19 protein-coding genes are annotated in these 23,135 nt (G+C 63.8%); 4 read left to right on the top strand and 15 right to left on the bottom strand.

Features of this window, described 5'->3' with window-relative positions; all coding sequences use genetic code 11:
• Positions 1-65: 65 nt before the first annotated feature.
• The 7 genes from TMPK1_RS16315 to TMPK1_RS16285 all read right to left on the bottom strand — a co-directional run bounded on the left by TMPK1_RS16315 (position 66) and on the right by TMPK1_RS16285 (position 7,979).
• Positions 66-1,364, bottom strand: coding sequence for a M16 family metallopeptidase (locus tag TMPK1_RS16315; protein ID WP_420244286.1), 1,299 nt, complete (start codon positions 1,362-1,364; stop codon positions 66-68).
• Entirely contained in the window at positions 1,361-2,764 is a 1,404-nt protein-coding gene (locus TMPK1_RS16310; RefSeq protein WP_420244285.1) for a M16 family metallopeptidase, read from the bottom strand. Before TMPK1_RS16310 ends, TMPK1_RS16315 begins: the two co-directional genes overlap by 4 nt.
• A complete protein-coding gene (locus tag TMPK1_RS16305; RefSeq protein ID WP_420244284.1) occupies positions 2,764-3,195 on the bottom strand; it encodes a DUF3035 domain-containing protein in 432 nt (143 codons plus the stop codon). Before TMPK1_RS16305 ends, TMPK1_RS16310 begins: the two co-directional genes overlap by 1 nt.
• On the bottom strand, positions 3,192-3,698 hold the full coding sequence (gene lspA / locus TMPK1_RS16300) for a signal peptidase II (RefSeq protein ID WP_420244283.1): 507 nt from the start codon (positions 3,696-3,698) through the stop codon (positions 3,192-3,194). Before lspA ends, TMPK1_RS16305 begins: the two co-directional genes overlap by 4 nt.
• Complete coding sequence (gene ileS, locus TMPK1_RS16295) at positions 3,695-6,547, bottom strand: isoleucine--tRNA ligase (RefSeq protein ID WP_420244282.1); 2,853 nt, start codon at positions 6,545-6,547, stop codon at positions 3,695-3,697. The genes lspA and ileS overlap by 4 nt, the downstream gene beginning before the upstream one ends.
• A gap of 123 nt (positions 6,548-6,670) precedes the next feature.
• Positions 6,671-7,618: a bifunctional riboflavin kinase/FAD synthetase gene (locus TMPK1_RS16290; protein ID WP_420244280.1), complete on the bottom strand. Its 948-nt coding sequence runs from the start codon at positions 7,616-7,618 to the stop codon at positions 6,671-6,673.
• A 19-nt stretch (positions 7,619-7,637) separates the two neighbouring features.
• Positions 7,638-7,979, bottom strand: coding sequence for an Mpo1-like protein (locus TMPK1_RS16285; RefSeq protein WP_420244278.1), 342 nt, complete (start codon positions 7,977-7,979; stop codon positions 7,638-7,640).
• A 75-nt stretch (positions 7,980-8,054) separates the two neighbouring features.
• Here TMPK1_RS16285 and TMPK1_RS16280 point away from each other — a divergent pair, with 75 nt between their 5' ends.
• Positions 8,055-9,092: an aspartate-semialdehyde dehydrogenase gene (locus TMPK1_RS16280; protein WP_420244276.1), complete on the top strand. Its 1,038-nt coding sequence runs from the start codon at positions 8,055-8,057 to the stop codon at positions 9,090-9,092.
• 5 nt (positions 9,093-9,097) lie between these two features.
• On the opposite strand, the gene pdxY is transcribed toward TMPK1_RS16280, so the two are convergent.
• Entirely contained in the window at positions 9,098-9,946 is an 849-nt protein-coding gene (pdxY, locus tag TMPK1_RS16275) for a pyridoxal kinase PdxY (protein ID WP_420244274.1), read from the bottom strand.
• A gap of 478 nt (positions 9,947-10,424) precedes the next feature.
• On the opposite strand from pdxY, the gene aptA reads away from it, so the two are divergent.
• Complete coding sequence (gene aptA, locus TMPK1_RS16270) at positions 10,425-11,744, top strand: omega-aminotransferase AptA (protein ID WP_420244273.1); 1,320 nt, start codon at positions 10,425-10,427, stop codon at positions 11,742-11,744.
• On the opposite strand, the gene aat is transcribed toward aptA, so the two are convergent.
• The 6 genes from aat to TMPK1_RS16240 form a co-directional block, all read right to left on the bottom strand.
• Entirely contained in the window at positions 11,728-12,345 is a 618-nt protein-coding gene (gene aat, locus TMPK1_RS16265) for a leucyl/phenylalanyl-tRNA--protein transferase (RefSeq protein WP_420244272.1), read from the bottom strand. The two genes, aptA and aat, sit on opposite strands and share 17 nt — an antisense overlap.
• Before the next feature lie 12 nt (positions 12,346-12,357).
• Positions 12,358-13,698, bottom strand: coding sequence for an acetyl-CoA carboxylase biotin carboxylase subunit (accC, locus tag TMPK1_RS16260; protein ID WP_420244271.1), 1,341 nt, complete (start codon positions 13,696-13,698; stop codon positions 12,358-12,360).
• Positions 13,699-13,704: 6 nt separating this feature from the next.
• Complete coding sequence (accB, locus tag TMPK1_RS16255; RefSeq protein ID WP_420244270.1) at positions 13,705-14,154, bottom strand: acetyl-CoA carboxylase biotin carboxyl carrier protein; 450 nt, start codon at positions 14,152-14,154, stop codon at positions 13,705-13,707.
• 74 nt (positions 14,155-14,228) lie between these two features.
• Complete coding sequence (gene aroQ, locus TMPK1_RS16250; protein ID WP_420244269.1) at positions 14,229-14,678, bottom strand: type II 3-dehydroquinate dehydratase; 450 nt, start codon at positions 14,676-14,678, stop codon at positions 14,229-14,231.
• A complete protein-coding gene (locus TMPK1_RS16245; RefSeq protein WP_420244267.1) occupies positions 14,675-15,421 on the bottom strand; it encodes a DsbA family protein in 747 nt (248 codons plus the stop codon). Before TMPK1_RS16245 ends, aroQ begins: the two co-directional genes overlap by 4 nt.
• Positions 15,422-15,522: 101 nt before the next feature.
• Positions 15,523-16,929: a M48 family metalloprotease gene (locus tag TMPK1_RS16240; protein WP_420244266.1), complete on the bottom strand. Its 1,407-nt coding sequence runs from the start codon at positions 16,927-16,929 to the stop codon at positions 15,523-15,525.
• Between the two features lie 75 nt (positions 16,930-17,004).
• On the opposite strand from TMPK1_RS16240, the gene TMPK1_RS16235 reads away from it, so the two are divergent.
• Entirely contained in the window at positions 17,005-18,153 is a 1,149-nt protein-coding gene (locus TMPK1_RS16235) for a pyridoxal phosphate-dependent aminotransferase (RefSeq protein WP_420244264.1), read from the top strand.
• 97 nt (positions 18,154-18,250) lie between these two features.
• Here the strand turns inward: TMPK1_RS16235 and TMPK1_RS16230 are convergent, their stop codons facing one another.
• A complete protein-coding gene (locus TMPK1_RS16230; protein ID WP_420244263.1) occupies positions 18,251-21,289 on the bottom strand; it encodes an Rne/Rng family ribonuclease in 3,039 nt (1,012 codons plus the stop codon).
• Between the two features lie 414 nt (positions 21,290-21,703).
• Between TMPK1_RS16230 and TMPK1_RS16225 the strand changes: the two genes are divergently transcribed.
• Positions 21,704-23,107 carry an N-acetylmuramoyl-L-alanine amidase family protein gene (locus TMPK1_RS16225; protein WP_420244262.1) on the top strand — a complete coding sequence of 468 codons (1,404 nt, stop codon included), beginning with the start codon at positions 21,704-21,706 and terminating at the stop codon, positions 23,105-23,107.
• Positions 23,108-23,135 lie beyond the last annotated feature (28 nt).

Genomic DNA, 23,135 nt, shown 5'->3' with positions numbered 1-23,135 from the left:
GGCTTCGAAACGCTCCCCACCACTCGTCATCCCCGCCTTCGCGGGGACGACGCAAACGCTGCGCGTTACTGCGTCGGCTTGCCGACCATGACAACGGTAAGCTTGGCAGGATCCAGCAGTTTCTTCGCCACTGCATTCACCTCGGCCAAGGTCACCGCGTTGATCATCGCGTTGCGCTTTTTCAGATAGTCGATGCCGAGATTGTCCTGGCGCAACTGCAACAGCAACGCTGCAATCTTGTCGGTCGAGGTCATCGACAGCGGCAGCGAACCAGTCTGGTAGGCCTTGGCCTCGTCCAGTTCCTTCTGCGTGACGCCGCGATCGGCCATCTTTTTGAATTCTTCTTTGAGCAGGTCGACGAATTGCTGCGCCGTTTGATTCTTGGTCGCGCCGCTCGCCTGCAGCGACGCCGCATGTTCGTACGACGCAAGCCCGCTCGACACGCCATAGGTCAGCCCGCGCTTGTCGCGGATTTCTTCCATCAGGCGCGAATTGAAGCTGCCGCCGCCGAGCACGTAATTCATCAGCGACGCGGCATACCATTGCGGATCGCTGCGGCGGACGCCCTGGGTCGCGCTGACCACGATCGTCTGCGGGATCGGTCGTTCGACGACGATCGTCTTGCCTTGCGTTGGAAGCTGCACGTCGGCGATGTCGACTTTGGGCGAGGTTGCCGGCAGGCCGCCGAACAATTTGTCGAGCAACGGACCCAGCGTCTTGGCGTCGATATCGCCGGCCACCGCAACCATCAGCGTGTCGCGCGCGAGACGCTGGCTCATGAAGGCCTTCATGTCGGCGCCGGTGATCGTCTTCACGCTGGCCAAGGTGCCGCGCTGCGGGTGCGCGTAGGGATGGTTGCCGTAGATCGCTTCGGCCAGCGCACGGCCCGCGATCCAACCCGGCTTCGCCAATTCGGCTTGAATGTTCGACAGAGTCGCGGCGCGCATGCGTTCGACCGCGTCTTCGTCAAAACGCGGCTTGGTCAGCGCCAGCGCCGCCAGTTCGACGCCGAGATCGCGCGACTGCGTCAGCACTTTGAGCGAGCCGCTCAACCGGTCGCGTTCGGGCGAAATGCCGAACGCGATATTCGCGTCGGCGAGTTTCTTCTGGAAGGTCTGGCTGTCGAGATCGCCCGCGCCTTCATCCATCAAGGTGCAGGCGAATTCGACCAGGCCTTCTTTGCCGGCGGGATCGAGCGCCCAACCGCCAAGAAACGACCAGCGCAATGACAGGACCGGGACTTTGTGGTCTTCGATCAACCAGGCTTCGATGCCACCTGGGCTGACGACGCGCTGCGGATCCGTCGCTGCACGTGCCTGCAACGACACCAACGCGACCAGGGCGAACAGAATGGCGCGGATCATCGGATGGCTCCGGCGGGGCCTTCGCTTTGCGACGGAGCGACCGGCGTTGAATCGCTGACTGCCGTCAGACCTTCGGGTGGCAACAGCCAGCCCGTGACGTTGGCGTTCTTGGTCAGCACCAGAATCGTTGCGGCATCGACCATCGGCTTTTCGACTTTGGCGATGCGATCGGGCCAGGCCTCGACGTCCTCAACGGTTTGCCCCGTCGTCAGCGCCAGACCGAACGCATAGGCGCCACCAGTGACGCCGTCGCGCGCGAGAATTGCGCTGTCGACCAGGCGTTTTTTGGAATCGCTGATTTCTTCGGCCGTCGCGCCTTCTTTCACCAGCTTGGCGAGTTCGGCGTCGAGTGCAGCTTCAAGCTTGTCGATCGCAACGCCCTGCGCCGGTTGCGCGCTGAGTGCGAAGGCAAACCGGTCGAGCGATTCCGGCGTGTAGTCGGCGCTGACCGCGGTTGCGAGTTTCTGTTCGACGACCAGGCTGCGATAGAGGCGGCTGGTCGAACCGCCGCCCAACAAATCGGCCAGCACCTGCAGTGCGTACGCATGTTCCTTGCCATCGCTGGCATAGGACGGCGCCTGGATTTCGCGCACCAACGATGGCTGACGCACCTGCGCATCGCGCAACACGACGCGGCGCTCGCCCGGAAGTTCAGGTTCCTGCGGACGGTTGTTGCGCAGCTGCGGCTGACCGGCGGGAATGTTGCCGTAGTATTTTTCCGCCAAGGTGCGCACGGCTGCCGGCGTCACGTCGCCGGCAATCACCAGCACCGCATTCGCGGGCCGGTACCATTTTTTGTACCAGTCGACCGCGTCCTGTCGGGTCAACTGCATCATCTCCTGACGCCAGCCGATGATCGGAATGCCGTAATGGTGGTTGGCGAACAGTTCGGCATTCACCGCTTCGGCAAGTTGCGCCTGCGGATTGGTGTCGATGCGTTGACGGCGTTCTTCGACGATGACGTCGCGTTCGGGCAGCACGACCGGATCGGTGAGAACGAGATTCGACATACGGTCGCTCTCGAGCTTCATCACCATCTCGAGACGGTCGGCGGCAATCGTCTGATAGTAAGCGGTGTAGTCCCAGGCGGTGAAGGCGTTGTCGGTGCCGCCATTGCGGCCGACGATCTTCGACAATTCACCCGGCGGCACCGTCTTGGTGCCTTTGAACATCAGATGTTCGAGAAAGTGGGCGATGCCCGACTTTCCCGGCGCCTCGTCGGCGGCGCCGCATTTGTACCAAACCATCTGCGTGACGACGGGGGCGAGATGGTTCTCGACCACGACGACACGCAAACCGTTTTTCAGCGTGAAGCTGGTCGGCTCGAAGACCTTCGCGCTGGCTGCTGTCGCAGCGAAGAGCGACACACCGGCGAGAAGCGCCCCGAACCGACGCTTCATCACTTGGACTGCTGCTTCGCTTCGCGTTCGGCGCGTTCGGTTTCTTCGTCTTTGCCCGACCCGAACCAGCTGTTCATCAGGCGACCGAAGAAGCCGCGCTCTTCTTTCTTGGTCGTCGTCGTGCTGGACGAGGCCGTGGTCGCGGTGGTGCCGATCGGCTTGCCGTCTTGCGTCTGGCTCGACTGCAGCAGCGTGTCGGCGCGCGAGCCGGCGGTGAAGCTGGTGACGCGCGTGCCGCTGACGCTTTCGGTCGCCGAGGCCGGCGGACGCAGCGAGTAATCCGGCGGCATCACCAACGGACGATTGAGCGTCACCTGCGTTTCGTCAGGCACCGAACGTTGCATGCCCAGCGCGCTGCGGAATGTGTCGCAGCCGCTCGTCATCAGCGTCGCGGCCGAAAGCGCGGCCAGCGCGATCGCTTTGGTCGTCATGTGATCTTTGATCCCTCTTCTGCCGTCGGTGCACGTGCACCGAATCCGTCGATAACGATGATGGCGACACCGATCACGATCGCGCTGTCGGCCACGTTGAAGTTCGGCCAACTATACTGGCCAACGTGAAAATGGAGAAAGTCGACGACCGCGCCGTGTACGAACCGGTCGATTGCATTGCCGATGGCACCGCCGATGACCGCCCCCAGCGCCAACGCGATCCGGATCCGCTCGGCCCGCACCAGCCAGGCGCACAGCGCCGCCACGATCAAAACCGACACCAGCACGAACACCCAGGGCGGCAACGGCTCGCCATGGTTGAACAGACCGAAGCTGACACCGCGATTCCAGGCCAGCTGGAAGTCGAAGAACGGCACGACCGGAATCATGCCGATGCCCTGCAACGCGGCCAGCGCCAGGATCTTCGAGACCTGGTCCAGCAGCAGGACCACGATCATCACGGGCATCGCCCGCGCGAGGTTCTTGCGGCCCGGCGTGATCATGCTGCCTCGCTGAGCTGGTCGACCGCGTCGTCGCAACGATCGCACAAAGTCGGATGTTCAGCATGGGTGCCGACTTCGGGCAGCACGCGCCAGCAGCGTTCGCACTTCTCGCCCGACGCCAGTTCGACGATCACACCCGTGTCGGGGATTTCTGCGATCGCAAACGCGCCGGTCGGCGGGGCGGCTTCGATGATCTCGATGCTCGACACCAGCGCCAACTCTTCGAACGCGACGCTGCGCACCAGCGCGGCATCGGCAGCGCCGACATAGAATTTCGGCTGCGCTTGCAGCGCGCTGCCGATCTTCTTTTCGGTGCGCGAGATTTCCAGCGCGCCAGTCACCACGCGACGCAGTTCGCGCAAGCGCGCCCAACGCGCCGCCAGCGCCTCATCGCGCCACGACGCCGGCACGGCCGGGAATTCGCGCAGATGGACCGAACTGTCATCAGCGTTCGGGCGCGCCAACCACGCTTCTTCGGCAGTGAAGACAAGCACCGGCGCAAGCCATGCCGTCAGGCACGACAGAAGTTCGTGCATCACCGTGCGCGCAGCGCGACGGCGCAACGAGTCCGGCCGGTCGCAATAGAGCATGTCTTTGCGAACGTCGAAGTAGAAGGCCGACAAATCCTGGGCGCAGAAATCGTGCAGCGACCGCACCAGCTTGGGATAGTCGTAGGCTTCGATCGTCGCGCGTACGAGCTGATCCAGCTCGGTCACGCGATGCAGCACCCAACGTTCCAGCTCGGGCAGTTCGTTCGGCGCAACGCGTTCGGCGTCGGTCCAACCGTCCAACGCGCCCAGCAGATAGCGGAACGTGTTGCGGATCCGGCGATACGAGTCAGCGTGCTGTTTCAGGATTTCCGGACCAACCCGCATGTCGTCGGCATAGTCCGAGCCGACCGTCCACAACCGCAGAATGTCGGCGCCGAGATCGTCAGCGACTTCTTGCGGCGCCACGACGTTGCCGAGCGACTTCGACATTTTGCGGCCGTTCTCGTCGAGCGCGAAGCCGTGCGTCAGCACCGTCTTGAACGGGGCGCGATCGCGCGTGCCGCAGCTTTCCAGCAGCGACGACTGGAACCAGCCACGATGCTGGTCCGAGCCTTCGAGATAGAGATCGGCCGGGCTGCCAAGCTGGTCGCGCGCTTCGAGCACGAACGCATGCGTCGAACCGGATTCGAACCAGACGTCGACGATGTCGACGACCTGGTCGTACAGCGCAGCGTCATATTGATTGCCGAGGAAATCGGCCGGCGGACGCTTGAACCATGCGTCCGACCCTTCTTCGGCGAAGATGTCGCGAATTCGCTGCAGCACTGCTTCGTCGCGCAACGGTTCGCCGTCCGACTTGCGCGTAAAGAACGCGATCGGCACGCCCCATGTGCGCTGGCGGCTGATGCACCAATCGGGGCGCTGCTCGACCATCGAACGAATGCGGTTCTGGCCCGCAGCCGGAACGAAGCGCGTCTGTTCGATCGCACCTAGCGCTTTGTTGCGCAGGTTGTTCGTCTCCATGGAGATGAACCATTGCGGCGTGGTGCGGAAAATCAGCGGCGCTTTCGAGCGCCAGCTGTGCGGATAGGGATGGGTCAGCGAGCCTTTCGCCAACAGCCGTTCGACTTCGAGCAGCTTGCCGATGACGGCGCCGTTGGCGTCGCCCGGCTTGCCTTCGCGCGTGAAGATGCGCTTGCCCGCAAACAGCGGCACGCTGTCGTAATAGGCGCCTTCGTCATCGACGGTGCGCGGCACTTCGAGACCGTGCGCGCGGCCGAGAATGAAATCTTCTTCACCGTGACCGGGCGCGGTGTGCACGAAGCCCGTACCCGCATCTTCGGTCACGTGATCGCCCGGCAGCAGCGGCACGTCGAACTCGTAGCCGAGGCCGCGGAACGGATGTGCGGTGATGGTGCCGGCCAGTTCGGCGCCGTCGAATTCGGCTTCGAGACGCCACGCGCCAATCTTGGCTGCGCTTTTCACCGCGTCGGCAAGCGCCGGGGCAAGCACGAACCGGTCACCGACGTTCGCCGTGGTGGACTCACCGACGTCTTCGACCTGGAACACGCCGTATTTGATCGCGTCGCCATAGGCGATGGCGCGGTTGCCCGGCATCGTCCACGGGGTCGTGGTCCAGATGACGACGAACGCATTTTCGAGAGTCGGCATCGACGCGCGCACGACTGGGAATTTCACCCAGACCATGGCGGATTTGTGCTCGTGATATTCGACTTCGGCGTCGGCCAGCGCGGTCTTTTCGACCACCGACCACAGAACCGGCTTCACGCCCTGATAGAGCGAGCCGTTGCCGAGGAATTTGTGGATCTCACCGACGATCGCGGATTCAGCCGCGTTGGTCATGGTGAGATAGGGGTTTGCCCAATCGCCCAACACGCCCAGACGCTGAAACTGTTCGCGCTGCTGATCGACCCAGTGGGCGGCGAACGCACGGCACTCGGCGCGGAAGGTCGTGACGTCGACCTGATCCTTGTCGCGGCCTTCTGCGCGGTAGCGTTCTTCGATCTTCCATTCGATCGGCAGGCCGTGACAGTCCCAGCCCGGCACGTACGGCGAATCAAAGCCCAGCATCGACCGCGCACGGATCGTGACGTCTTTGAGGACTTTGTTGACGGCGTGACCGATATGGATGTCGCCGTTGGCGTAAGGCGGGCCGTCATGCAGCACGAATTTCGGCTTGCCGGCGCGCGCCTTTCGCAGGCGGCCATAGAGATCTTGTTCACGCCAGGCCGCGAGCAGCTGAGGCTCTTTCTGGGCGAGGCCGGCGCGCATCGGGAACGCAGTCTTCGGTAGGAAGACCGTGTCCTTGTAGGCGTCTTTGTTGGTCGGGGCGTTCATTTGAGACCGGTCGTAGTGGCGCCCGCCCAGACCCGAGTCAAGGACAGGTCCGTATCAAGCCGGGTCCCGTGACCCTTTGGCCTTTTCGGGGCGTCCGCTTACCTGGCTAGGGCGGCTTTGGCGCTACTTTTTCAGGGCCGCCTGCGCGGCCAGCGCATCCTGGGCGATTTGGGCTTTCAACGCTTCGAGACTGTCGAATTTGGCCTCTTCGCGCAGCCGCTCGATCAGCTGGACCCGCAGCACCCGGCCATAGAGATCGCCGGCAAAGTCGAAGAGATGCGCCTCGATCATCGGCTCTGCCGTGCGCCACATCGGGCGGATGCCGAGATTGGCGACGCCGTCGCGCCAGACCGGCCGGGCTTCGTCGATCGCGGCCCGGATCGCGTAGATCCCGTAGCCCGGGCGCAGATATTCGCCCAATTCGAGGTTGGCGGTCGGCCAGCCCAGCTCGCGGCCGCGCGCATCGCCATGCAGCACGTGGCCGTCGACTTCCCAGGGCCGGCCCAGAAGTGCGGCCGCCGCCCGCGCGTCGCCGGCCTGCAGCAATTCGCGCACCCGGGTCGAGGACACGACCGCGCCACCACCCCCCATTCCTGAATTTAGTACCGGGCGGATTTCGTCGACGCCGAAGCCATGCCGGACGCCTTCGGCGCGCAACAGCTGCATGTCGCCGCCGCGCTTGTGGCCAAAGACGAAATCCCAGCCCGCGACCGCATGCGCGATGCCGAGATCGCCGACCAGGATCTGGGAAACGAAATCGGCCGCGGTCTTTTCGCTCAAGGCCCGGTCGAAATGCAGCACGTGGAGAAGATCGACGCCCAACGCTTCGAGCGCATGCGCCTTGGGGCGCAACGGCGTCAGGCGAAAGGGCGGATCGTCGGGCCGGAACAGGCTGCGCGGATGCGGCTCGAACGTGACGACGCCAAGCGGCCGCCCTTGTTCGCGCGCAAGCGCGCCGGCGCGCGCGACGACTTCGCGATGGCCGAGATGGACGCCGTCGAAATTGCCGAGCGCGACCACCGCACCGCGCGCGTCGGCCGGCAGATCAGTCGTATGGCGGAAGAGCCGCATGGGGCGGCGACCCTAACGGTCAGCCGGCGCCGCGCAACCCATGCTTCGCCAGCTCGGCGCCGAGCCGGCCGGTGGCAAACAGGAAGAACATCCGGAAGTCGCTGTAGAGCGACCAAAGCGGATAGCGGAAGGTGGCGGGGCGATTGCGCTCGATCGCCATGTGGCTGACCCAGGCAAAGCCGTAGCCCGCGACCAGCGCCGCGAACGCCCAATCGGTGTGGCCGGTCGCGAAGGCGACAACCACGATCAGCAGCGCCAGGCCGGTCCCGACCAAATGCCACGCCCGCGTTGCAGGCTTCGAATGTTCGCCCAGATAGTAGGGCCAGAACGCAGCGTAGCTGCCGATGCGCGGGTCACCCATGTCACGCTCGTGGTTGATCATTTCGCGTTCGCAGCATAACTCTTGCCGCTTCTTTCGCCTAAAGGATCGTGTGTCATGGCCTATCGCGTTGCCATCGTTGGAGCCACCGGGAATGTCGGTCGCGAGATGCTGCAGACGTTGGCCGAGCGAAAGTTTCCCGTGTCGGACGCGGTCGCCTTGGCGAGCGCGCGTTCGATCGGTCGCGAAGTGTCGTTCGGTGAAGACGATATTCTGAAGGTTCAGGATCTCGCCACGTTCGACTTCAAAGGCATCGACCTGGTTCTGTCGTCGCCGGGCGCGAAGATCTCGGCCGAGTTCGCGCCGCGCGCTGCGCGTGCCGGTGCGGTCGTGATCGACAACACGTCGCATTGGCGCATGGATCCCGACGTTCCGCTGGTCGTGCCGGAAGTGAATCCGAACGCGCTGGCCGGCTTTGGCAAAAAGAACATCATCGCCAACCCGAACTGCTCGACCATTCAGATGGTGGTCGCGCTGAAGCCGTTGCACGACGCCGCCAAGATCAAGCGCGTCGTCGTGTCGACCTATCAATCCGTGTCGGGCAAGGGCAAAGAGGCGATGGACGAGTTGTTCACGCAGACGCGTGGCATCTACGTCAACGACGCGATGGTGCAGGAACACTTCACCAAGCAGATCGCCTTCAACGTCATTCCGCACATCGACAATTTCATGGATGACGGTTCGACCAAGGAAGAATGGAAGATGGTCGTCGAGACCAAGAAGATTCTCGACCCGTCGATCAAAGTGCACGCGACCTGCGTGCGCGTGCCGGTCTTCATCGGTCATGCCGAATCGGTGAACGTCGAATTCGAACGCCAGCTCACGGCCGACGAAGCGCGCGAATTGCTGCGCGAAGCGCCGGGCGTGTCGGTGGTCGATCACCGCGTCGATGGCGGCTACGTCACGCCGGCCGAAGCAGCGGGCGAAGATTCGGTGTTCGTGTCTCGCCTGCGCGAAGACCCGACGATCGAGAACGGCCTCGCCTTCTGGTGCGTCAGCGACAATCTGCGCAAGGGCGCTGCGCTGAACGCGGTGCAGATCGCCGAAGCGTTGGTCGGCCGGCCGGAATTTAAAAAGGCGAAGAAGGCGGCGTAACGCCGTCAGCGGACCTTCTGCGCAACGAAGCGCGGCGTCGTTGCCGCGAATTCGTCCTGCGCTGCGATCAGGGCCAGCTCGCGCTGGCCCTTTTCTTTTGTCGCTTCGAAGATCGCGTAGATGCCCGACGCGGCCCGCGCCAGCGCGGTCGCGGCGTCGCGCGTGCGGAGAAAATGCGACAGGAACAGCGCGCAGACCGCGTCGCCCGCACCGTTCGGCATCGGATCGAAGGGAAGCAGCGGCGTCGCCACCAGCCACGCACCATCCGCCGTATCAACCAGCATCTCGATCATGTCGGAGGCGCCGTCTTTGCGATCGAGGCTGGTGACCAGAACCAGCTTGGGTCCGCGGCTGCGGATCGTTGCGGTGGCAGCCAGCGCGTCGGCCAACGTGCGCACCTCCGTGCCGGCCAGGAATTCCAGTTCGAACCGATTGGGCGTGACCAGGTCGGCAAGCGGCAAGGCACGCTGCGCGATGAATTCGGGCAGGCCGGGTCGCACGAAGAAGCCGCGCCCCACATCGCCCATCACCGGATCGCACGCATAGAAGGCAGGTCGCGCCGTTGCCACGGTTTCGAGCACGACTTCGCCCAACGCGACGTCGCCGAGATAGCCGGACAGAACCGCGTCGAGCTGTTTCAACGCGCCGCGTTCAGCGACGCCAGCCAAGATCGCGCGCACATGCGCGGGCGAGAAGACTTCGCCGGTCCAGACGCCGTAGCCAGTGTGGTTCGAGAAATCGACGGTGTTGACCGCGATCACTTCATGGCCGAGCCGTTCGAGCGGAAACACGGCGGCACGATTGCCGACATGGCCGAACGCAACGTGGCTTTGAATGGAAAGTATGGCAGTCATCGGATGTCCGATGCACTTCACCCAAACATACGAAACCCCGCAAGGGCCTGCGCCCCGCGGGGTTTCTTTGCTTCTGTCTTCAACGTTGTTGCCTTGTTAGGGCGAAGGATCAAACGACCCCGCCGATACGGCCAATGAAAACAACCGCGACAAACGCGCTGACGAGCAGCGGGATCATCGATTCAAGTACGTCACGAAACATGCTTTGGACTCCTAAGTGATTGAGCCCAGCCGTTCCGCCTCTCCTGTTGGCCGATGTTTTGAGTCATTCGCTGCGGCGCAACAACACACGAATGCGCCGACTCGACATGCGTCATTCGCAGAGCGAAATCGCAACAACAAGATCGCTTCAATTTTTGTAGCGGTGCCCGCGCTCGGCCGCTTCCTTCGAAGCGGACCGAGCTCTCCCTTTCGTTTGGCGGGTTTTCCCTCCGCGAACCGGTACCCACTTCGCGGGAAAACACGCTACCCTATCGGCATGGACGCACGACCCAACGACCTTGCCGCTTTCTGGATGCCGTTTACGGCGAACCGCCAATTCAAAGCAACGCCGCGATTGCTCGTTGCTGCTGAAGGCATGCACTACACGAGTCACGACGGCCGTCAGGTGTTGGACGGTACCGCCGGTCTCTGGTGCGTAAATGCTGGGCACGCGCATCCCAAGATCGTTGAAGCGATCCAACACCAAGCGAAGCAATTAGATTTCGCGCCGACGTTCCAGATGGGACATCCGCTGGCGTTTGAGCTCGCCAATCTGGCGACTTCGATCTCGCCGCAAGCGTTGAACCGGATTTTCTACACGAACTCGGGTTCGGAAGCGGTCGACACGGCGCTGAAGATGGCGCTCGCCTATCACCGCGCCCGTGGCGAAGGTTCGCGTACGCGCCTGATCGGACGCGCGCGCGGCTATCACGGCGTCGGCTTCGGCGGCATTTCGGTCGGCGGCATCGTCGGCAACCGCAAAGCCTTCGGCACCATGCTGGGTGGTGTCGATCACCTGCCCCACACGCATGCGCCCGAGCACCAGGCCTTCACGCGCGGCCAGCCCGAATGGGGCGCGCATCTCGCCGACGAGCTGGAAAAGCTGGTCCAGCTGCACGACGCCTCGACCATCGCAGCGGTGATCGTCGAGCCGTTGGCCGGTTCGACCGGCGTGCTGGTGCCGCCCAAGGGTTATCTTGAGAAGCTGCGCGCCATCTGCAGCAAGCACGGCATCCTGCTGATCTTCGACGAAGTGATTTCGGGCTTCGGCCGTCTGGGTACCGCCTTTGCCGCCGACGCGTTCAACGTCACGCCCGACCTGATGACGGTCGCCAAGGGCATTTCGAACGCCGCCGTGCCCATGGGCGCCGTCTACACGACGCAGGCCGTGCACGACACGATTGTCGATGCCGGCCCCGAAGGCGCGATCGAGTTCGCGCACGGCTACACCTATTCCGGTCATCCGCTCGCCTGCGCCGCAGCCCTGGCGACGATCCGCGTCTATCGCGAAGAAGGCATGTTCGAGAATGCGGCGCGCATGGCGAAACCGCTGGAAGATGCGATGCATGCGCTGAAAGGCCTGCCGAACGTCATCGACGTGCGCAATTTCGGCTTGGTCGGCGGCGTCGAGCTGGCGCCGCGCGACGGCAAGGTCGGCGCCCGCGCCTATGATGTGTTCGTGCGCTGCTACGAGGCCGGCGTGCTGACGCGCCAGACCGGCGACACGATCGCAGTTTCGCCGCCGTTGATCATCAACGAGAAGCAGATCGAGCAGCTGGTCGGCACCTTGGCCGACGCGATCAAGAAGGCGGCGTAGCGCGGTCGAGTGCGAAAAAGTCGGTGCGCAGCTGCAGCGCATCGGCGAGCTGCTTGCGATAGTCGCGGCGCGGAATCTCGCACGCGCCAAAGCGCGCCAGATGCGGCGTCAGGAATTGTGAGTCGAGCAGCGTATAGCCGCCGGCACGCAATCGTTGGATCAGATGGACCAGCGCCGCTTTGGACGCATCGGTCACGGTCGCGAACATGCTTTCGCCAAAAAACGCCGCGCCCATCGCCACGCCGTACAGGCCGCCGACCAGCACGCCGTCGCGTCGCGTTTCGACCGAATGGGCGAAGCCCAGCCGATGCAGCTCGCCATAGACGCGGCGGATCGAACTGTTGATCCAAGTGTCGGGACGTGTTGCGGCGCAGCTGGCCAGCACGCCGTCAAAGTCGCGATCGACCGCCATCTCGAACGGCGCATGTTTCAGCGTGCGCGCGAGACGGCGCGGCACGTGAAAGGTCTCGTCGAGCGGAATGACGGCGCGCGGATCGGGATCGAACCAGACCAGCCGTTCTTCGGCCGCTGATTCTGCCATCGGAAAAATGCCTGCCGCATAAGCCCGCAGTACGAGATCGGGGGTGAGCTCGATCTCCATGTCCGCGGCAGGTTACAGCTTGCCGAGCTGCTGCTCCAGCCAGTGAATGTCGTAATTGCCGTCGACGAAATCGGGATCGCGGATAATGCGTTGCTGCAGCGGCAGCGACGTATCGATCCCGTCGATCACGAATTCGGACAAGGCCCGACGCAGACGCATCAGACATTCGTTGCGCGAGCTGCCGTGCACGATCAGCTTGGCGATCAAGCTGTCGTAGTGGGTCGGCACGCGGTAGCCGTCATAGAGCGCCGAATCCACGCGCACGCCCAATCCACCCGGCGGGTGATAGTGCTTCACCAGGCCCGGCGACGGCATGAAGGTTTCGGAATTCTCGGCGTTGATGCGGCACTCGATCGAGTGGCCGCGAATTTCGATGTCTTCCTGGCGGAACGACAGCGGCTGGCCGGCAGCGATGCGGATCTGTTCGCGCACGAGATCGATGCCGGTGATCATTTCGGTCACCGGATGTTCGACCTGAATGCGCGTGTTCATCTCCATGAAGAAGAACTCGCCGTTCTCGTACAGGAACTCCATCGTTCCTGCGCCGCGATAGCCCATCAGCTTGACGGTGCGCGCGGCCAGCGCGCCGATCTTGGCGCGCTCGTCGACATTCAGCGCCGGCGACGGCGCTTCTTCGATCAGCTTTTGGTGACGGCGCTGGATCGAGCAATCGCGCTCGCCCAGATGCACGGCGTTGCCGTGCGTGTCGCCGAACAGCTGGATTTCAATGTGGCGCGGCTTGGCGAGATAGCGTTCGAGATAGACCTCGTCGTTGCCGAAGAACGACTTGGCTTCGTTGCGCGCGACTTTGTAGGCGTTCTCAAGTTCGTCGCGCGAATTGGCGACGCGCATGCCTTTGCCGCCACCGCCCGCTGCGGCCTTGATCAGCACCGGATAGCCGACGCGGTCGGCAGTCGCGAACGCCTTCTCCAGCGTGTCCAGACCGCCATCCGAACCTTGAATGACTGGCAGGCCCAGCGACGACACGGTGCGCTTGGCCGTGACCTTGTCGCCCATGATGCGAATATGTTCGGGCGTCGGGCCGATGAAGACGAAGCCGTGCTCTTCGACCATTTCGGCGAAGCGCGCATTTTCCGACAGAAAGCCGACGCCGGGATGAATCGCGTCGGCGCCGGTGATCGACGCCGCGGTCAGCAGCGCCGGCATGTTCAAATAGGAATCGCGCGACGGCGGCGGGCCGATGCACACCGCTTCGTCGGCCAGACGCACATGCATCGCGTCGGCGTCGGCGGTCGAATGCACCGCCACCGTCTTGATGCCCATTTCGCGGCACGCGCGATGGATGCGCAGTGCAATTTCGCCGCGATTGGCGATCAGGATTTTTTCAAACACGGATGCTTACTCGATGACCAGCAGCACCTGGCCGTATTCGACCGGCTGGCCGTCATCGATCAACACCTGGGTGATGGTACCGCTCTTGGTCGATTTGATCGGGTTCATCACCTTCATCGCCTCGATGATCAGCAAGGTCGCACCAACGCTGACCTTGTCGCCGACTTTCACATACGGCGGCGAACCAGGCTCGGCCTGCAGATAGGCCGTACCAACCATCGGCGACGGAACTGCGCCTGGATGATCGGCGATGTTGGCCGGCGCGGCTGCAACCGCCGCAGCACTGACCGTCACGGTCGTCGTCGCAGGCGCCACGGCCGCGGCAACCGCAGTCGCACCTTTGCTGACGCGGATCGAACGGTCGCCTTCGGCAACTTCGATTTCGGTCAGTCCGGTCTCGCCCATCAATTCGGCGAGCTTACGAATCACATCGTCGTCAATTTCGATTTTCGGCATCTTCGAATCAGTCCCGGAAAGAAGGGCGCGACCTTAGAGCGTTTTCCGACGGAAAACGCGACCACCAACATGCATTAGTCGCGCTCGACCAAACGAGCCATCGCGTCGAGTGCAAACAGGTAACCCTGCGCACCCAGCCCGCAAATCACGCCGTTGGCGACGCGGCTCACATAAGAGTGCCAGCGGAATTCCTCCCGCCGGAACACGTTGGATAGATGCACTTCCACCACCGGCAATTCGGCGAAGGTCAGTGCGTCGAGTAGAGCGATCGACGTGTGCCCGTAGGCACCAGGATTGATCACGATTCCGTCATGCTCGGTGCGAGCCGACTGAATCCAGGTGACCAACTCCCCTTCGATGTTGCTCTGGCGGAAATCGAGCGCGAAGCCGAGCAACTCGGCGCGCTCGGCGCAGGCAGCTTCGATGTCTTCCAACGTGTCACGCCCATAGATCGCGGGTTCCCGCGATCCGAGCATGTTCAGGTTGGGTCCGTTGAGGACCAGAATCGAAGCGGGCTCGCTCACGAGGCCGACTTCTTGCGTGCGTCGGCGATCTTGGCGGCGAACTCTTCGACATCGATCTGGCCGCCGACCATCGTATTGCCGATCAAATAGGCCGGCGTGCCGCGCACTTCGAGCGAACGGGCCAGCGCCTTGTTCTTTTTGATCGCGGTGTCGATCTCGGCCTTGTTCATGTCGGTCTTCATGCGTTCGGCATCGACGCCGGTCGCTTTTGCGATCGTGACCAAGGTCGGCAAGTCGAGCTTGCCTTTATGTTCCAGCACCGCTTCGTGAAACGGCAGGTACTTGCCCTGCAGGTTCGCAGCCAGCGCCGCGCGCGAAGCCAGTTCGCTCTCGGGCGAGAGGATCGGGAATTCTTTGTAGATGATGCGGACTTTGCCGTCGGCAGCAGCCGCCTTCTTCAGGATCGGCGCGCCCGCTTTGCAGTAAGGGCAGTTGTAGTCGAAGAACTCGACGACGGTGACGTCGCCCTTCGGGTTGCCCGCAACCGGCGCCATCGCGTCGTTGTAGAGCTCGTCCTTCTTCGCCGTGATCGCCGACGCAGCCTTGTCGTTGCGCTCGGCTTCTTCTTTGGCTTCCAGCTTCTGAATCGCTTCGACCAGCACTTCAGGGTGCTGCAACAGGTAGTCGCGCACGACCGCTTCGATCTTGGCCTTTTCGGCCGGAGTCGCAGCCGGGGCCGGATCGGCGGCAAAAGCAGTGGGCGCCACTGCCAGAGCAGCGAGCAGGGCTAGTACGAGACGCATGAACGGAAGTCCTTTCGGGCGCGCACCCTAGTCGAACGGGGCGGGCTGGCAAAATTTTTAGACCGGGGCGGAAGAAATCCCCGGAAAAACAATGGACTAGCCTAGAGGCCGCGGCGCCGGCGCCCTTCGCGCTCCATCCGTTCCATCCGTTCCAGCACCGCCGGGTCGAGCGGCTTGGTCGAAGCCAGAATGTCCTGGGCCTGGATTGCCTGGCGCGAACCGGGCGGCACGCGGGTCAGAACCTGTTCGGCCAACCGGCGCGCTTCGACGATGCGGCCTTCGAGCGCCGATTCTTCGGCGAGTTCGAGCTTGGCGGTGACTTCGTCGCCTTTGCGGCCATACGCGGTCGCAAGCAGACGATGCACCAGCGGCACGTTGCGTTCTTTGATCGCCGCCGCTTTCAGATCCTTGATCGCCGCGTCGAGCAGTTCGGGCTTGTTGGCTTCGACCAGCGCCTGTCCCGACGCCATGCGAATCAAACCTTCGTTGGGCGCCAGGTCGGATGCTTTGCGCAGCACCTGCGCCGCTTCCAGCACGCGCCCGTTTTCGAACAAGGCCTGGCCTTTGAATTCGTAGAACCAGACTTCGTTCGGCTTTTCGGCGATCAGCCCGTCGATGACTTTCAAACTCTCGGTGAGATTGCCGGCGCGGAACAATGCGATTGCGCGCGCATAGCGCCCGTCGACCGTGGTTTCACCGCGGCCGAAGCGGCGCAACGCAAAACCCGGCTGCGCCCAAGCCAACAGCTTGGCTTTGACGCGGTGATAGGCGATCTGCATTTCGACCGGGAATTGCTGGCCTTTGAACGGGCTGCGTTCGGCCTGATAGCGCACCGCTTCAATACGATCGCGCGTCAACGGATGGGTGCGCACATATTCGACCTGGCGCGTCGAGGGCAGCACTTCCTGGCTTTGCAGCTTCTCGAAAAACGTGACGAGACCGTCGGCCGGCATCTTGGCGCCTTGCAGGAAACGAACGGCTGCTTGGTCGGCGGCGCTTTCTTGGCCGCGCGAAAACGCCATGAACGCGCGCGCGCCGATTTCCTGACCGCCGCCGATCGCGCCCGCAATCGCACCGCCGTCACGGCTTGCAGCGGCTGCAAGACCGCCCAGCACCATGGCGAGGATCGCTTGGTACGATGCGTTGTCCATCGCTTCGCCCGCGCGCAGCAAATGGCCGCCCGCAATGTGACCGGTTTCGTGTGCGATGACGCCGAGCAACTCACCGACATTGCGCGTCTCGATGATCAGACCGGTATTGAGGAAGATGTTCTGACCACCCGCGACGAAGGCGTTGATGCGCGGGTCTTCGACCAGCGCGATCGACACGTCGTCGGGCTTGAGCCCCGCCGCAATCCAGATCGGGCGCGCCATCATTTTGATGGCCGCTTCCATCTCGGCGTCGCGCACGATCGACACGTCGTCGCCTGCGGCGTACGCGCGACGCACCGGCGCGGCCGGAATCAAAAAGAGCAGGGCGAGAAAGAAGGCGAGGATACGCTTCGACACAGCCAGTCCGTCTTGCGTGAAACCAGGCCGGACTGTAGGCCCGAGAACCTTGTCCCTGAAATGACGAATGCGCGCATGAAGATCTCCGCCCGTGCCGGCGTAGCCCCTTTTCTGGCGATGGATGTGCTGGCCCGCGCCAATGCACGTGCCGCCGCAGGCGATCAGGTGCTGCATCTCGAAGTCGGACAGCCCTCGACCGGCGCCCCGTCCAAGGTCATCGCCGCGGCGCAGGCGGCGCTGGCCAGCGACAAGCTTGGCTATACCGAGGCGCTGGGTACGAAAATGCTGCGCGCGCGCATCGCACAGCATTATCGCGAACAATACAGCGTCGAACTCGACCCCAAGCGTGTCGTGGTGACGACCGGCTCGTCGGGCGGCTTCGTGTTGGGGTTTCTTGCCATGTTCGATCCGGGCGACCGCATCGCGATGGCGGCGCCGGCCTATCCCGCCTACCGCAATCTGCTGATGGCGCTGGGGTTGGAAGCGGTCGAGCTGCAAGCGCGGGCCGAAGATCGCTGGCAGATGACGCCGGCGCTGCTCGAAACGCTGGAGCGGCCGGTGCAAGGCTTGTTGCTGGCCAGCCCAGCCAATCCGACCGGCGCCGTACTGACCAAAAGCGAACTCGCGGCGCTGGCAGATTGGGCGCGCAACAATCGCGTGCGGTTGCTGTCGGACGAGATTTATCACGGCATCGAATTCGGGCCGCGCGCGACCAGCGCGCTCGAAGTCGACGACGGCGCGATCGTGTTCAACGGCTTTTCGAAATATTTCTGCATGACGGGCTGGCGTCTGGGCTGGATGGTCGTGCCGCCCGATCTCGAACGTCCGGTCGAACGTCTGGCGCAAAATCTTCACATCGCCGCACCGACCTTGGCGCAGCAGGGCGCGGTGGTTGCCTTCGATTGCCGCGACGAGCTGGACGCGAATGTGCGTCGCTACGCGGCCAGCCGGAATGTGCTGACCGAAACGCTGACACGGGCCGGCGTGACCGGCCTCGTGCCGCCCGACGGCGCGTTTTATTTCTATGCCGATCTGGGATTTGCGACCAACGACAGCATCGATTGGTGCGCGCGTCTGTTGGATGCGACGGGTGTCGCTGCAACACCGGGGATGGATTTCGATCCGGCGCGCGGCAATCACACGATCCGCCTCGCCTTTCCCGGCTCGACCGAAGAAGTCACCGAAGCAGCCAAGCGCATCGAGAATTTTCTGCAGCGGAATTGATGCAACCGCGCGACCGCGCTGTTGCATCATCCCCGCGAAGGCGGGGATCCAGGTGACATGAAAAAGGGCGGTGCATCGCTGCACCGCCCGTTTTGTTTTAAGAGCTGATCCGCTTCCACCAGCCGCGACGCGGCGTTTCCGGTGGTTGGTTCACAACCTCGTAGTCGCGCGGCGGCGGCGGCTGGTCGTCCAGCTTCGGCGCGGCCGGATCTTCCACGGCAACCGATTTGACCGGTGCTGCGCGTTCGACGGCCGGTTCGATTTTGACCGGCGCCACGGGCGGCGGGAACGGCAGTTCTTCGTCGGCGTGGCTGACGGTCGGCGGCGGCGGCTGATCGTCGAGCACTGCTTCCGACTCGTCGCTCTCGTGCGGCGAGACTTCGACCAGTTCGCCTTGCTCGTTGCGCACGCGATCGCGCGAACGACCGCGGCCACCGCGACGGCCGCGACGACGACGACGCGCTGCGCCGTCACCTTCTTCGCCGCCGGCATGTTCGCCCGCTTCCGCGTGCTGTGCGCCGCCTTCGTGTTCGCTGTGCTCAATCGCCGAGTCATCGGCGGCATGCTGATCGGCATGCGCGTCTGCGGCTTCATCCGCCTCGGTTGCATGACCGGCTTCACCGTCGCGACGACCGCCACGACGACGACGACGGCGACGGCGATTGCCACGGCGATCTTCGTCGCTGGTCGGCGCGCTGCGCTCGGCACGTTCGCCGCTGCGCTCACTGGCACGTTCGCTGCTACGTTCCCCACTGCGCTCGCGCGCCGGGCGTGCTTCTTCGGTTTCTTCTTCATCCTCGACGATGTCGTCGTCGGTCTCCGGCTCGGGCTCCGGCATATAGACCTGACGGATCGGCGGCGGAGCCGGCTCGTCGGGGCCGCGCAGACGCAAACGTTCGACGCGGAATTCCGGGATTAGCAGCGATTCATCGACCGCGATCAACACGCGCATGCCGTAGCGCTGTTCGATCTCAGCCACTGCGCCACGCTTGTGGTTCAGGATGAACAACGCGATCTGCGGCGGGACGCGCACCTGAATTTCGGTGGCGCGGCGCTTGATGCCTTCTTCTTCGATCCCGCGCAGCACCAGCAGGGACGTCGATTCGGTCGAACGAACGACGCCCAGGCCGCGGCAATGGATGCAGGTTTCGAAGTTGGTTTCCTGCAGCGACGGATGCAGACGCTGACGCGACAGTTCCAGCAAGCCGAAGGCGGAAATACGTCCGATCTGGATGCGCGCACGATCGGTCTTCATCGCCTCTTTGAGGCGGCGCTCGACCTGAGAATCGTGCTTCGGATCCTCCATGTCGATGAAGTCGATCACGATCAGACCGCCCAAATCGCGCAGCCGCAGCTGGCGTGCGATTTCGTCGGCGGCTTCGCAATTGGTTTTGAGCGCGGTTTCTTCGATGCCGCGCTCGCGAGTTGAACGACCCGAGTTCACGTCGATCGAAACCAGCGCTTCGGTCTGGTTGATGACGATGTAGCCGCCGCTCTTGAGCTGCGCGACCGGCGAGTGCATCGCGTCGATCTGGCTTTCGACGCCGTATTTGAACAGCAGCGGAACTTCGTCGCGATAGGGCTGCACGCGCTTGGCATGGCTCGGCATGAGCATGCGCATGAAGTCTTTGGCCTGACGGTAGCCTTCGTCACCCGCAACCAGCACTTCGTCGATGTCGCGTGCATAGAGATCGCGGATGGCGCGCTTGATCAGGCGGCCTTCTTCATAGATCAGCGCCGGCGCGGTCGATTGCAGCGTGGTTTCGCGGATCGAATCCCAAAGGCGCAGCAAGTAATCCAGGTCGCGCTTGATCTCGGTCTTGGAACGCTCCAGGCCGGCCGTGCGCAGAATGACCGACATGCCATCCGGCACATCCAGCTCCGACAGGAGCTCCTTCATCTTCTTGCGGTCGCCCGCGTTGGCAATCTTGCGGCTAACGCCGCCGCCGCGCGGCGTGTTCGGCATCAACACGCAGTAGCGACCCGGCAGCGACAGGAAGGTCGTAACCGCGGCGCCTTTGTTGCCGCGTTCTTCCTTCGACACCTGGATCAACATGATCTGGCGGCGCTTGATCACTTCCTGGATCTTGTAGCGCGGCATCTGCGAGCGCCGCTTGCGCTGCATGTCCTCGACGTCGTCGCCGCCGAGTTCTTCCGGCTTTTCCGCCGGCGCGGTTTCGCCGCCCTCGCCGTTACCGTGTTCGCCGTTGATGGCGCCGTCGGCTGAAGCAGCTTCGGTATGTTCGGCTTCTTCTGCGCCGCTGGCCTCGACCTGCTCGGCGTCGGGCTCGACCGAAGCATGATCTGATTCGTGCTCGTGCTCGGCGTGGTCGTGCGCGGCGTGTTCGTCTTTTTCGGCGTCGTTCGGCGCTTCGCCGGTGAGCGACTGATCGAGATTGCTCGCCATCAACGCTTCGCGCGGACGCGAAGGCGGCGGTGTTTCGTCGTCGGTCTTTTCGTCAGCGCGTTTTTCTTCGCTGCCGTGCTCGTGGACATGCTCGTCCGCGTGCGCGTCCGCCGCGTGTTCTTCTTCTTCTTCGTGCGTGTGGTCGTCGTGCGCATCGTCGTGCGTTTCCGCATCGTGCGCTTCGTAGGACTCACCGCGTGCGGCGGCTTCGTCGAGATCGCCGCTCAGCTCGTCGGTGCGCAGTTCTTCGCTGGTCTCGTCCGATGCTTCATCCGACGCAGACGCTTCGCTGCCCGGTGCATCGCCCGGACGCGGACGACGACGACGACGACGGCCGCGGCCGCCACGTTCGCGATCACCGCGTTCACCGCCGCGCTCGCTGGTACGTTCCGGACGATCACCGCGTTCGGCGCGTTCGCGCTTTTCTTCGGCTTCTTCGGCCTGGCTCGCCATTGCCGCTTCCAACCGTTCGCGATCGGCGACGGGGATTTGGTAATAGTCGGGGTGAATTTCGGGGAACGGCAAAAAGCCGTGGCGATTGCCACCGTATTCCACGAACGCGGCTTGGAGCGACGGCTCCACACGCGTGATTTTCGCCAGATAGATGTTGCTCTTGAGCTGTCGCCGGCTGGCGATCTCAAAGTCGAATTCCTCGAGCTTGGTGCCCGAGACGATCGCCACCCGCGTTTCCTCCGCGTGCGTGGCATCGATCAGCATGCGCTTGGCCATGCGTATTTTTCCTACGAGGTCCGGGTGCCGGCGGCGCCCGTGCGACGGGCGGGCAACGACGGGCCGATCCTCGGGTTCGGGAGCGGGTCCGATCCGCGAACCGCGCGTTCCCGTCAAACGGCGCACAAAAAGGGCAGCCAGGACGGGGCGGGTCGCAGAGTTGTGCCGGGGCACCGCTCGCGTGAAGACGAAATCCGTTCAGCCGACCGGGGAAGCGACGATACGTACGTCACAACGGCCAGGCTGGTCGCGGCCGGTACCATAGGGACCCGACCACCCATCCACAACCCTGACGGCGACAAGCGGCGGCCCCGGTCCAACCGACCGCCCACGGAACGGCTTGGGCCGACGCGGGACCGTCCCGTACAACGGGCCCGACGGTCCGAATCGGGGCCGAATTGGAGTGATTCCCGGGTGTTGCGTCGCGTTTTCACCATCCTCTGTCTGCTGCTTTTGCCGCTGCCCGCGCTGGCTGGCGTGGCAGTGCAGGAGGTGCGGCTGGGCGAACCGGGCGGCCGAACCCGCTTTATGTTGGAGCTGGGCGAGATCCGCGACTTCCGCGTCACCCTGGCCGACGGACCCAAGCGCGTCGTGGTCGAGATGCCGGCGCTGGACTTCAAACACGGCCCGTCCGGCAACGGCCGCGCGCTTATTAAGAGCTGGAAGGCCGAGACCGAGGGCGCGACGACTCGGCTGATCTTGGAATTGGCCAAGCCGGCCAAGGTCGTAAATGCGGTCGGCATGCTGCCGGACGGGCACAGCCCGGCCCGGTTCGTTCTGGATCTCGAGCCGACCGGCCCGATCGAATTCGCGCTGTCCTTGGGCAAAAGCTGGGGTCGCCGCGCGGCACCGGCGGCCGAGCCCGCATCGCGTACCGCCGCCGCGGCCTTCCCCGGCGCCGGCACGCTGCGCCTGCCGCCAGGCATGGAGCCCAAACCAGCCGAGCCCAAACGCCTCGAACCCGTCGCCCCCACCGTCGCCGCCCCCAAGGCACCGGCACCGGTCGATACGCCTTCCCAACCGAAACAGCAGGCGGCGGTGACCGCACCGGCCGCTGCGTTGCCGACCGCGCCGACGCGCCCCAGCAGCGGCAAAGAAAAATCCGGACCGCGCCTGATCGTGCTCGACGCAGGGCATGGCGGCGTCGATCCAGGCGCTGAAAGCGTGAACGGCTATTTCGAAAAAGAAGTCACCTACGCCAACTCACTGGCGGTGAAGCGCGCGCTGGAAGAGAGCGGCCGCTATCGCGTCGTGCTGACTCGACCGACCGACGATTTCGTCGTGCTGGGTGATCGCGTGAAACTGGGGCGGCAAGCAGCCGGCGAGCTGTTCATTTCGCTGCATGCCGATTCCACAGCAGACGGACCGCAAACTGTCGCCGGCCGTTCGGCGCGCGGCGCCACCGTCTACACGTTGTCGGGCAAAGCATCGGACGCGCAGGCCGAGCGTCTGGCGCGCAAAGAAAACCGCGCCGACTTGTTGGGCGGCGTGGCGGTCGGCGACGACGACGTCGCCGGCATTCTCGCCGACCTCACGATGCGCGAGACCAACAACCAGTCGAACCGCTTCGCCGCCACCGTGGTGCACGAATTACAGTCGACCGGGATCCGGACGGTTGCGAACCCGCACCGGTCGGCGGGGTTTGCGGTGCTGAAGGCGCCCGACATGCCCTCGATCCTGGTCGAGATGGGTTACCTATCAGACAGCAGCGATTCCAAGCTGTTGGCGGACCCGACCCACCAGCGACGCTTCGCCCAGGCGATGCTTCATGCGGTCGACCGTTATTTTGCCGCGATCAGCGGGCCTGTTCGGCGTTAAAGTCGGCTGTCGCCAGCGCCTGGCGCCC

The organism is Roseiterribacter gracilis (genome assembly GCA_018332375.1).
In the GTDB taxonomy this organism is placed as follows: Bacteria; Pseudomonadota; Alphaproteobacteria; order BOG-932; family Roseiterribacteraceae; genus Roseiterribacter; species Roseiterribacter gracilis.
This window is presented reverse-complemented; position numbering and strand designations above follow the sequence as displayed.

Excerpts from the sequence above, each read along its gene's own strand:
- pdxY (WP_420244274.1), bottom strand. The coding sequence starts at position 9,946 with ATGACTGCCATACTTTCCATTCAAAGCCACGTTGCGTTCGGCCATGTC.
- aat (WP_420244272.1), bottom strand. The coding sequence starts at position 12,345 with ATGGAGATCGAGCTCACCCCCGATCTCGTACTGCGGGCTTATGCGGCA.
- TMPK1_RS16230 (WP_420244263.1), bottom strand. The coding sequence starts at position 21,289 with ATGGCCAAGCGCATGCTGATCGATGCCACGCACGCGGAGGAAACGCGG.
- accB (WP_420244270.1), bottom strand. The coding sequence starts at position 14,154 with ATGCCGAAAATCGAAATTGACGACGATGTGATTCGTAAGCTCGCCGAA.
- TMPK1_RS16285 (WP_420244278.1), bottom strand. The coding sequence starts at position 7,979 with ATGGGTGACCCGCGCATCGGCAGCTACGCTGCGTTCTGGCCCTACTAT.
- TMPK1_RS16245 (WP_420244267.1), bottom strand. The coding sequence starts at position 15,421 with ATGCGTCTCGTACTAGCCCTGCTCGCTGCTCTGGCAGTGGCGCCCACT.
- TMPK1_RS16290 (WP_420244280.1), bottom strand. The coding sequence starts at position 7,618 with ATGCGGCTCTTCCGCCATACGACTGATCTGCCGGCCGACGCGCGCGGT.
- TMPK1_RS16315 (WP_420244286.1), bottom strand. The coding sequence starts at position 1,364 with ATGATCCGCGCCATTCTGTTCGCCCTGGTCGCGTTGGTGTCGTTGCAG.
- TMPK1_RS16305 (WP_420244284.1), bottom strand. The coding sequence starts at position 3,195 with ATGACGACCAAAGCGATCGCGCTGGCCGCGCTTTCGGCCGCGACGCTG.
- lspA (WP_420244283.1), bottom strand. The coding sequence starts at position 3,698 with ATGATCACGCCGGGCCGCAAGAACCTCGCGCGGGCGATGCCCGTGATG.
- TMPK1_RS16235 (WP_420244264.1), top strand. The coding sequence starts at position 17,005 with ATGAAGATCTCCGCCCGTGCCGGCGTAGCCCCTTTTCTGGCGATGGAT.
- TMPK1_RS16280 (WP_420244276.1), top strand. The coding sequence starts at position 8,055 with ATGGCCTATCGCGTTGCCATCGTTGGAGCCACCGGGAATGTCGGTCGC.
- aptA (WP_420244273.1), top strand. The coding sequence starts at position 10,425 with ATGGACGCACGACCCAACGACCTTGCCGCTTTCTGGATGCCGTTTACG.
- TMPK1_RS16310 (WP_420244285.1), bottom strand. The coding sequence starts at position 2,764 with ATGAAGCGTCGGTTCGGGGCGCTTCTCGCCGGTGTGTCGCTCTTCGCT.
- ileS (WP_420244282.1), bottom strand. The coding sequence starts at position 6,547 with ATGAACGCCCCGACCAACAAAGACGCCTACAAGGACACGGTCTTCCTA.